This window comes from Pseudomonas sp. 05N431, from assembly GCF_056397005.1.
Map to the genome: position 1 here is coordinate 529,634 of NZ_JBFTMN010000002.1, position 10,041 is coordinate 539,674.

At 60.5% G+C, this 10,041-nt stretch carries 7 protein-coding genes and 1 rRNA gene; 1 reads left to right on the forward strand and 7 read right to left on the reverse strand.

The window, feature by feature from the left end; genetic code table 11:
* Positions 1-110: 110 nt before the first annotated feature.
* The 5 genes from qhpG to AC1DIG_RS05495 all read right to left on the reverse strand — a co-directional run bounded on the left by qhpG (position 111) and on the right by AC1DIG_RS05495 (position 6,687).
* Entirely contained in the window at positions 111-1,406 is a 1,296-nt protein-coding gene (gene qhpG / locus AC1DIG_RS05475; RefSeq protein ID WP_477766459.1) for a flavin-dependent monooxygenase QhpG, read from the reverse strand.
* Complete coding sequence (gene qhpE / locus AC1DIG_RS05480) at positions 1,403-2,080, reverse strand: subtilisin-like serine protease QhpE (protein ID WP_477766460.1); 678 nt, start codon at positions 2,078-2,080, stop codon at positions 1,403-1,405. Before qhpE ends, qhpG begins: the two co-directional genes overlap by 4 nt.
* Positions 2,070-3,788: an ABC transporter ATP-binding protein gene (locus AC1DIG_RS05485; protein ID WP_477766461.1), complete on the reverse strand. Its 1,719-nt coding sequence runs from the start codon at positions 3,786-3,788 to the stop codon at positions 2,070-2,072. The genes qhpE and AC1DIG_RS05485 overlap by 11 nt, the downstream gene beginning before the upstream one ends.
* Positions 3,788-5,692 (reverse strand): sigma-54-dependent Fis family transcriptional regulator, encoded by a 1,905-nt coding sequence (locus tag AC1DIG_RS05490; protein ID WP_477766462.1) that lies wholly within the window; start codon positions 5,690-5,692, stop codon positions 3,788-3,790. Before AC1DIG_RS05490 ends, AC1DIG_RS05485 begins: the two co-directional genes overlap by 1 nt.
* A gap of 239 nt (positions 5,693-5,931) precedes the next feature.
* A complete protein-coding gene (locus tag AC1DIG_RS05495; protein ID WP_477766463.1) occupies positions 5,932-6,687 on the reverse strand; it encodes a class II aldolase/adducin family protein in 756 nt (251 codons plus the stop codon).
* 174 nt (positions 6,688-6,861) lie between these two features.
* Here AC1DIG_RS05495 and AC1DIG_RS05500 point away from each other — a divergent pair, with 174 nt between their 5' ends.
* Positions 6,862-7,818 carry a LysR family transcriptional regulator gene (locus AC1DIG_RS05500; protein ID WP_477766464.1) on the forward strand — a complete coding sequence of 319 codons (957 nt, stop codon included), beginning with the start codon at positions 6,862-6,864 and terminating at the stop codon, positions 7,816-7,818.
* A gap of 11 nt (positions 7,819-7,829) precedes the next feature.
* Here AC1DIG_RS05500 and mrdA read toward each other — a convergent pair whose 3' ends face one another.
* Positions 7,830-9,722 carry a penicillin-binding protein 2 gene (gene mrdA, locus AC1DIG_RS05505; RefSeq protein WP_477766465.1) on the reverse strand — a complete coding sequence of 631 codons (1,893 nt, stop codon included), beginning with the start codon at positions 9,720-9,722 and terminating at the stop codon, positions 7,830-7,832.
* A 232-nt stretch (positions 9,723-9,954) separates the two neighbouring features.
* Positions 9,955-10,041, reverse strand: a 5S ribosomal RNA gene (rrf, locus tag AC1DIG_RS05510); the annotation flags it as partial.

The following is a 10,041-nucleotide window of genomic DNA, read 5'->3' on the forward strand; positions in this document are numbered from 1 at the left end:
CTAGACCGCCATCGCGAGCAAGCTCGCTCCCACATTGGATCTCCAGCGTTCACCAGATCCCTGTGGGAGCGAGCTTGCTCGCGATGGCGCCATATCGATCACCTCAACTGTCAGGGTTTAAATCCCTGCACCAGCAACCAACTCCTGACCACCCGCCCCTGCTCCACCGTCAAACCTTGCAGCGCCTGGTCAGCCGGCTGGGTTCGCAACCGCCGCAACAACGGCGCCACCTCCACCCCTTGCACATGCCAGATCCCCAACGGCTGATCCGCCGTGATCACCACCTCGGCCTCGTCGACAAACCCGTCGCGCAGTACTGGTGCCCGCTCAATGCTCAGGGACGCAAAGTCGGCGGGTGCATGAGCAGGCTCCGTGTCCGGCCACTGCCGACGCGCACGCCAGAACGGTTGCTCCGGCCAGCGCAGCTCGTCGGCATAAAAGTCTCGACCAATGCGCGCAAAGCGCAAGAACAGTTGCTCGACACGTTGTTGATGGAAGCGCTGGGCCAATGCCGCGCGCTCAGGTTTAGCCAGCAAGGTGTTGATCACCACCGGCGCCTGCAAGGCTGAGGACAGGGATTGAAAGATGCCATTGCCCGACAGCGGATCGACCGCCATGGCCGCATCGCCAACGCGAATCCAGTTATCGCCGCACACCTGCGGATTGAGAATCGCCGTGCTGCTGCGCGCATGCAATTGCAGGTCGGTTTCAGCCTGGCCCGCAAAAAACTCGACAGCCAACGGTGAGTCCTGGCGGCGCTGGCGACAGTAGTCGAGCAACTGCGCTTTGCCCGGCAACCCGGCGCTGGCCACGTCAACGGTCAACTGCCAATAGCATTGACCGTCGGCCCGTCGCGCCATCCAGGCCCAACCGTCCTGCAAACTTTCCACGGCGCTGGCGGTACTGCCTGACGCGCCCTGCCAACGGTTGAGCAGGCTGACTGTCTCCGGCCCGCGTTGTCCTTTACCAAGCGCTGGCGCCTGACGCCCACGGGCCTCCACCAGAAACTCGCTGTTCAGCTCAGCATGACCTTCGACCTCAACCCGATGGCCCGACGCCTGGGAGTGAACCGCCAGCACCCGGCCTTCGATCACCTCGACACCGGCCAGGCGCAAATCCTCACGCAGACCGCGATCAAAGCTCGGCCGATCCAACAGAAACTCGATGTTTTGCGCATGCTGCTGGCCGTTCCACGACACCTGCCGCTGCGACGGCAACGCAGCCTGCGCCAGTGCCTGATTCAATCCTGCACCGCGCAGGGCTTCGAGCACCCGTTGCGAAACGCCTTCAAGCGCCGCAAATCGCCGCCAGTCGCTGACCAGCGTCACCGCATAACCCAGCCGGCGCAGCCCCAACGCCACCGCCGCACCCGCGGGCCCGGCGCCGAGAATCAGAATGGCGCTCATTGCCAGACTCGCCGCTCAGGTCCGCGATAACGGGCGTTGTCTCGTAGCCATTCAAGGACCTGCGCATTGCTCGCATCGAGGTGCCCGGCAAGGAAATTGGCGATATGCCCGGTCAACGCCGCGCAACCGAGACTGGCACCGGATTGCCCTGGGTACATGCCCTGAACACAGGCAGCAAAGTCGGCCTGCTGGCTGTTGAGCCACGACCATTCGTGTTCGCCGCAACGGGCATCGCCGGTCACCCGCAACACCTGTGGGTAACCCGCCGGGTACACGCCCTCGCCTTGCGCCGGGCTCGACGCACACAGCAAAACACCACGGGCCAAGGCCGCCGAACAGGCTTCACGCAGCAGACTGCGGTCCTGACGCAAGCCCAGGCTGAGGTTGATCACTCGTACGTCCTGCGTCACCAGCCAATCGATCGCCGTGGCAATCTGCAAGGCGCTGGTGACCCCGCGCTGGTCGAACACTTGCGCTACGCAAAACTGTGCCGAGGCTGCGCGCCGGCTGATTGCCTCGACAACCGCACTGCCGTGGCCGAGTGGATCGTCACGCAGTTCGTCATCCGCGATTCCGTCCTCGACCAGGTAAAACCGTCGCCCGGCGCTCACTTGTCCGCGTTGTGCCACGGAATGTCCGCTGTCGACCACGCCAATCCTTAGCTCAAGCTTCATGCAGCACCTTAACTTGCGTCAGCACGCCGTCGAACAATTCAAAGCGCAGATCAGCATCGGCCAGGGTCGAGGGACGATGGCTGATCAGGATTCGTGTACGTCCGGCAAACAGTCGATCGATGGCCTCGATAACTTCCCGCTCAGTGGCCTCATCGACCGCCGAGGTGGCTTCATCCAGCACCAGAATCAGCGGATCCTGCAACAGCGCACGGGCGATGGCAATCCGCTGTTTCTGCCCGCCGGACAACTGCTGACCACGTTCGCCCAACGGACTGTCGAGGCCTTCGGGCAGGGACGCGATCAGACTGTCGAGCTGCGCCAGCCGCGCCACTTCGGCCACTGCCTCACGACTGGCGTCCGGCACCGCATAGGCGAGGTTATCCGCCAGGCTGCCGCGAAACAGTACGATGTCCTGGCTGACCACGGCGATCCGCCGACGCAACTCGAACAGCGCAAGCTCGCGCAGGTCGATCCCGTCCAGCAGCACCCGACCGGACTGCGGGTCGTGATGCCGTTGCAGCAGGTCGATCAGCGTTGACTTGCCAACCCCGGAGCCGCCACTCAGGGCGACTTTCAAACCGTAGGGAATACGCGCTTCGATGCCGCGTAACGTCGTCGGCCGCCCGGGATGGCTGAAATGCACCGCCTCAAAACACAGCTCACCAGAGCTTGGCATTGGCTGCGGCGCGACCGGTGTGACGACGCTCGGCTGTTCACCGCGCAGCTCCATCACCCGACCGAGGCTGACGGTCATCCGTTGAATCGCCACATACAACCCGAGCAAACTCTGCACCGGCCCGACCGCCATCCCCAGATAGGTCGAAAACGCGATCAACGCGCCGAGCTGCCACGTGCCCTGCACCACCCAGTAACCACCAATCAAAAACGCACAGGCCCGCGACAACGAAGTCAGTGTGCCGGGTACCGCCTGGGTGAAAAACTCGGTGACTTGCAGGCGCAGTAACTGGCTCATGTAGCCCTGCCCCAATGTTTCGAGTCGTCGTGCCTCGCGCTGTTGCTGGCCGGCCGACTGGATGAATTTCATCACTGGCAAGGTTTCGACCATGAACGAGGACATGTCCGCCGAACGCTCACGCAACTGCCGCACATCACGCTCGACCTTGCGCCGCATCCAGCGCAGCCAGAGCACGTCCAGCGGGATCAACACCAACGCCAGCAGCGAGAGTTTCCACGACAAGGTCAGCAACATCGCCACCGCGCAGACCAGACCGATGACGCTGGAAACCGCCGAGAACAGCGAGTCGACGGCAAAGCGCTGGATCTCCGCCACATCACCGTCGAGGCGCGACATCAGGTCGCCGATCCGCCGTTGCCCGTAGAAGCCCGGCGACAAGGTCTGCAAATGCCGATAAAGGTCGTCGCGCAGGGCAAACAGAATCCGCCCCGACAACCGTGTGTGCAGGTAGCGATTGATCCCCGACAACGCCGTGCCAAGCAATCCGGCGACGATCATCAACCCGGCGATCAGCACCAGCATGGAAAAGTTATGCGCCAACAGCCCATCGTCGATCAGCAACTTGGTCAGCCAGGGCTGCACCAGCACCAGCAACGAGGCGCACACCGACAACCCGAGCAACCCGGCAATCGCCAACCGATGCGGGCGCACGAAGCCGTACAGCCACTGTAATGCGGCATCCAGTGCCTGGGGGTTGTGACTGTCGACCAGCCTGACAATCAAGCGACGCATCAGTTGCGCAACTGTTTGAGCTTGCGATACAGCGTCGCTCGACTGATGCCCAGCGCATCGGCCGTTGCCGAAACGTTGCCGTGATGATTGTCGAGGGACTGGCGGATCAGCTCCAGTTCGTTCTCGCGGATACTGCCGGAGGTCGAACGCTCGCAGGCATTCAACTCGTCGAGCATGCTGTCGGGCAAATGCTCCAGGCTCAGCACGGTTTCACCGGGTTCGCGCATCGCCAGAGCGGTACGCAGTACCATCTCCAGCTGGCGGATGTTGCCTGGCCAGTGGTAACCCGCGAGCAGGATGCTCAGGTCGCCCTTGAGCGTGACCGTCGGGGCGTCCAGTTTGCCGAGCAGACGGTTCACCAACTCACTGAAGTCATCGCGCTCGCGCAGGGCCGGCAGCATCACACTGATGCCATTGACCCGGTAGAACAGGTCTTCGCGAAAATGTCTTTCCTCGACCAGACGCTTGAGATCGCGGTGAGTCGCACAGATCAGCGCCACGTCAATGCCTTGCTCTTCACCGGCGCCCAGCGGTGCGACCTTGCGGTCCTGCAACACCCGCAACAGGCGTGCTTGCAGTGCCAGCGGCATATCGCCGATTTCATCGAGGAACAACGTGCCGCCATGAGCCTGTTGCAAACGGCCGATCATCCCACCGCGCCGCGAGCCGGTGAACGCGCCTTCGCGGTAGCCGAACAGTTCCGACTCGATCAGGCCTTCGGGAATCGCCGCACAATTGACCGCGACGAAGGGTTTGTCGCAACGGCTGCCGGCCATGTGCAGTGCCCGGGCGATGACTTCCTTGCCGGTGCCGGTTTCCCCCAGCAGCAACACCGGCAGCTCATTGGCCAGGCCTTGCCGGGCCATCCGTAACGCACGCGCATACCGCGCATTGCTACCGGCCAGGGATTCGAGATCGGGTTGAGGTTTTGGATTTTTGGCGACACTGCGCGGTGTGCTGGTGACATTGATCGAACGCTGCGGCGCACGCAGGGTTTTGTAGAAAAATTCGCCTTTGGCGGTTTGCAGACTGCCGATCCCGCCTTGTTGCAAACGCGCCAGCAGTTGCAGGCCATCGACCCCGAGAAACTCTTCGCAGCGGTGGCCAACCAAGGCTGAACGCTCGGCATTGAGCAACTGGCAGGCCTGGGCACTGACCGCCAGAATCTGGCCGCCGAGGCTCACCGCCAGCAACCCTTGCCAGGGCGATTCGAGGTACTGCCGACGACTATGAAAGGCCAGCACGATCTGTTCGGGAAAACTTGCGTTGAACACCCGGCTTTCAATCTGACTGACCGCCATCGACAACAACGCGGTGCTGTCATGCGCCCGGCCCAACGGACCTTCGCGGGTCAGATCGAGCACGCCAAGGATGTCGCCTTGAGGGCAGTGAATCGGCACCGAACTGCAGGAAAAATCACTGAGACGATCGAGGTAATGTTCACCGCAGTCGATCAGCGTCGGCCGGGCTTCCACCAGCGCAGTGCCGAGGGCATTGGTGCCACGTACCGCTTCGCTCCAGCAGGCACCCAGGGTGATGTCTTGCAGGCCGCTACCCTTGAGGCGATCGGCGCGGCCTTCGACCGCGAGAATGGTCGCCTCGGAGTTGGCGAGGATGATCAGCCCTTCCTTGCCCTGACGCGCGGCCAGGTAATCGATGGCCGGCATCGCGGCGTCGATCAGCAAGCGATTGCTCGCCAGCAACACCTCGAGGCTCGCGCTCGATTCCAGCGCCAACTCATGCTTGCCATTGAAGTGCACGCCATGGCTCAGGCTGCGCCGCCATGAGGCATCGATTTCAGCGCGCAACACCCCGTTCGGGACTTCGCCTTCAAGGTGAAGTTTCTCCCGGGCCAGCCGGGCTTCATGTTGCAGTTGTGGCGTTATTGTTTTTATAAGAGTCATCAAGCGCTCCGGATCGGTCCGCCCAGTCTCTGGCCGGGTCACTTCCCGACATGCGACGAAGCATGCATGCCATGGGGAAATATCTACCCGGTTCAGGTGGCAGTAAAGGGAAGTTTGCCCGATACATCGGACAGCCCTTCCCTCACACAAAACCTGCGCCAGGGGAATTCGGCGCCAGCGCTTATCTTTACGTTAACGTCAAGAGACTGGCAAGTGCCGTAGAGCGCCTGACTCGGTGTTCAAGAGCAATAGGACTCGCGTTGCGATTCGATCAGGGTCAATGCTGCAGACCAGGCCAGCTCGATGATGTTTTCGGCATCGTCCTGTTCGAACTGTGCAGCCGTGTGGACACAAACCTCCGGCGACGGAAAATTCAGCTCACACCCGCCCGCCAACGCCTGTACCTGCGCCTGACAGGCACGCTCCAGAAAGTAAATTTCCTGGAACGCGTGAGCCACACTGGCGCCGCCCACCAACAGCCCATGATTGCGCAGGATCATCGCTTTGTGCGGTCCCAGATCGGCAATCAACCGCTCGCGCTCATCCAGCGACAAAGCGATACCTTCATAGGTGTGATAAGCCAGCTTGCCGTAGAACTTCAGCGCGTGTTGAGTGATCGGTAGCAGGCCTCGCTTCTGCGCAGCCACCGCCATGCCCGCCGCCGTGTGGGTGTGGATCACGCAGTTCAGATCGGAGCGCGCCATGTGGATGGCTGAATGGATCACGAAGCCCGCCGTGTTGACCCGATGATCCGCATACGCCGGATCGACAATTCGGCCCTGCTGATCGATGCGCACCAGATCCGAGGCGCGCATGCGATCAAAGATCACCCCGTAGCGATTGATCAGGAAGTGATGTTCGGGTCCAGGGATCCGTAATGTGATGTGGGTGTCGATCAGGTCGGTCATGCGAAAGTGCGCGACCAACCGATACAGGGCCGCCAACTCGCAGCGGGCCTGCCATTCAATGGTGTTCATGTGCTCGGGCTTATTCACCAAATCACCTCTTTTTGTGTGTGATGGCGAGCGGGCTGCCCTTGGACGGGCAAAGCGCAGACGCCGGGTATCAACAGCACGGTGTGCTTGTGAGCTTTATCGCGGCCGGGCTAGGATTAGTCAATTTTCAAATTCTTAACCTAACTATTAGCCGAACTAATAGCAGGAATCCTTATGCCCTCACCCCCCTCCCAATCCAGTCGACGCTTTCTCAATGACCGGCTCGACTGGAACCTGTTGCGCACCTATCTGGTGATCGCCCAGGAAGGCAGCATGAGCCGCGCGGCTGCGCGCCTGCACATCACACAATCGGCGGTGAGCCAGGCCCTCAAGCGTCTCGAAGAGCAACTCGACTGTGTGCTGATTGTCCGCAGCGGCCGGCGTTTCGACCTCACCGAAACCGGCGAAGAAGTGCTGCGTATCGCGGTCGATGTCTATGGTGATATTTCGCGTTTGGGGCCAGTGATCGAGAGTCCTCGTGATGACGTGGTGGGCAAGGTGCGGATCCTGACCATCAGCGGTATCCAGTCCCCGCACTACGATAAGTTCCTGGCGGACTTCCACGAGAGTCATCCGAATGTCGAACTGGAAGTCGAGGTGATGGGCAGTTCCAACATCATCAGTGCCCTGCTGCAAAAGACTGCGACCGTCGGTGTCGGCTTATCCCGGCTGCCGCAACCACGGCTGGAGCAACGGGTGCTGTTTCGCGAGCGTTATGGCTACTTCTGCGGCCAACGCCACCGATTGTACGGGCAGACGAATCTGAGGCTGGAACAACTCGCCACTGAGCACTTCGTCAGCTTCACCAGTGACCAGTTGGGTGGCAATCTTTCGCCGCTGACGCTGTTTCGCGACCAGCAGGGTTTTACCGGCAAGATCGTCGCATCATCGACCAGCTTCGAAGAGATACATCGATTGATCTGCGCAGGGTTTGGGATCGGCTGTTTGCCCGTTCACCTGGTGCAGCGAGATGTCGAGCAGGGGTTGCTGTGGCGTTTGCCGCCTGAGGAGGGTGTGGTGGATCTGGATATTCGGTTGCTCTGGAATCGCGAGCAGAAAATGACTCAGGCCGAAACAGTGTTCCTGGAAAGCTTCCAGCACCTGCTCAACAGGCATGAGCAGGTGCTGTAGCTTTCAGCGCCTCAAACGTGAGGATCGCTGGGTGGTTTGCTCGGGCTCGCGTATTGCGGCTTCAGATGGCCGTCCTTGTCCAGCAGCCATGCATCCATGATCTGCCGCACCACAGGGCCGGCAACACGACCGCCGGCCTCACCGTTCTCGATCATCACCGAGATCACGATCTGCGGATGTTCGGCCGGGGCGAAGCCGACGAACAAGGCGTTGTCGCGGTTACGCTCGCGGGTCTTCAAACGGTCGTAACGCTCGCCCTGTTTGATTGCCACCACTTGTGCGGTGCCGCTCTTGCCTGCAATCCGGTATTGCGCCCCCACGGCTGCCGCACGGGCGATACCGCGGGGATCGTGCATAACCATCTGCATGCCGTGGTTGACCTGCTCCCAATCGTGCGGATTCTTCAGCAGGATGTTCGGCATCGGATGCTCATCCACCGGCGCTACGCCGTCGATCGTCTTGGCCAAATGCGGTCGGTTCCACACCCCTTTGTTGGCGATCAGTGCGGTCGCCTGAGCCAGTTGTAACGGTGTCACTTGCATATAACCCTGACCAATCCCGAGGATCACCGTTTCACCCGGGAACCACGGCTGACGGCGAGTAGCGCGCTTCCATGCCTGGGACGGCATCAGCCCGGGGGACTCTTCAAACATGTCCAGCGAGACTTTTTCGCCAAGGCCGAACATCGCCATGTAATCGTGCAGACGATCGATGCCGAGTTTGTGCGCCAGGTCGTAAAAATAGGTGTCGTTGGAACGCATGATCGCTGCGTCCATGTCGACCCAACCGTCGCCGCTGTGATTCCAGTTACGGTATTTATGGTCGAAGTCTGGCAGTTGGTAGTAACCCGGATCGAAGACCCTGGTGGACGCCGTGACCACACCAGTGTCGAGCCCGGCAATCGCCACTTCCGGCTTGATCGTCGAGCCCGGCGCATATAACCCGCGCAAGACCCGGTTGAACAGTGGGCGGTCAATGGAGTCATGCAGCGCCGCGTATTCCTTGAAGCTGATGCCGGTGACGAACAGGTTCGGGTCGAAGCTCGGTTTGCTGACCATTGCCAGCACTTCACCGGTGGCCGGATCGAGAGCAACCACTGAACCGCGACGGTCACCCAGCGCCTCTTCTGCCGCTTCCTGAAGCTTTACATCGAGGCTGAGCACGATGTTTTTTCCAGGGATCGGATCAGTGTGCTTGAGCACTCGCAGCACCCGCCCCTGAGCGTTGGTTTCAACCTCTTCATAGCCGACATGGCCATGCAGCTCGGACTCGTAGAATTTTTCGATGCCGGTCTTGCCGATCGACTGGGTACCGCGGTACTCGACAGTATCCAGTGCCTTGGATTCTTTCTCGTTGATACGCCCAACGTATCCGATGGAGTGGGCGAAATGCGCACCCAGCGGGTAGTTGCGCACGAACTGCGGCTCAACGTCGATTCCTGGCAGGCGGAACTCGTTCACCGCCAGTGTCGCAATCTGCTCTTCGGTCAGTTCGTAAAACAAGGTAACCGGAACAAAGGGGTGGCGCGCCTGCTTCATCGCCTTATCAAACAGCGCGCGATCTTCAGCAGGCAAATGCAACAGATTGACCACCGAGTCCAGCTCGCCTTTCACATCAGTCGCGCGTTCACGGGTGATGATCAGGTTGTAGCTTGGCCGATTATCGGCCAGCAGTACGCCGTTGCGGTCATAGATCAGGCCGCGAGTCGGGGTAATGGGCAGGACATGCACCCTGTTGTTTTCGGAGATCGTCGAGTGATAGTCAAACTCGACCACTTGCAGGACGTACAAGCGCACAACCAGTGCACAGGTGATGGCAACCACGAACAGCGCGCAGGCCAACAACCGCTTGTTGACCAGACGCGTTTCTGTTTCATGGTCCTTGATCGGGATCGGTTCGGGCATTTCTGCAGCAACTCTTTGACCGGGTTAAACGCCATTCCCTGCGCGTGACATCAGTCCATTAAAAAACGAGCTGCACCATACCAAAAACTGCGCGGCCACTTTAGGGGTAATTTCCCAAGTGGTTGTCCTTGACGGCCAAAACGACGGTCGGCCGTTGGTGCAGCCGATGAGCACTTTCTCGCAGGCAAAACAAAACCCCAACTGCTTTCGCAATTGGGGTTTCGGAATTTAATCTTGACGATGACCTACTCTCACATGGGGAAACCCCACACTACCATCGGCGATGCATCGTTTCACTGCTGAGTTCGGGATGGGATCA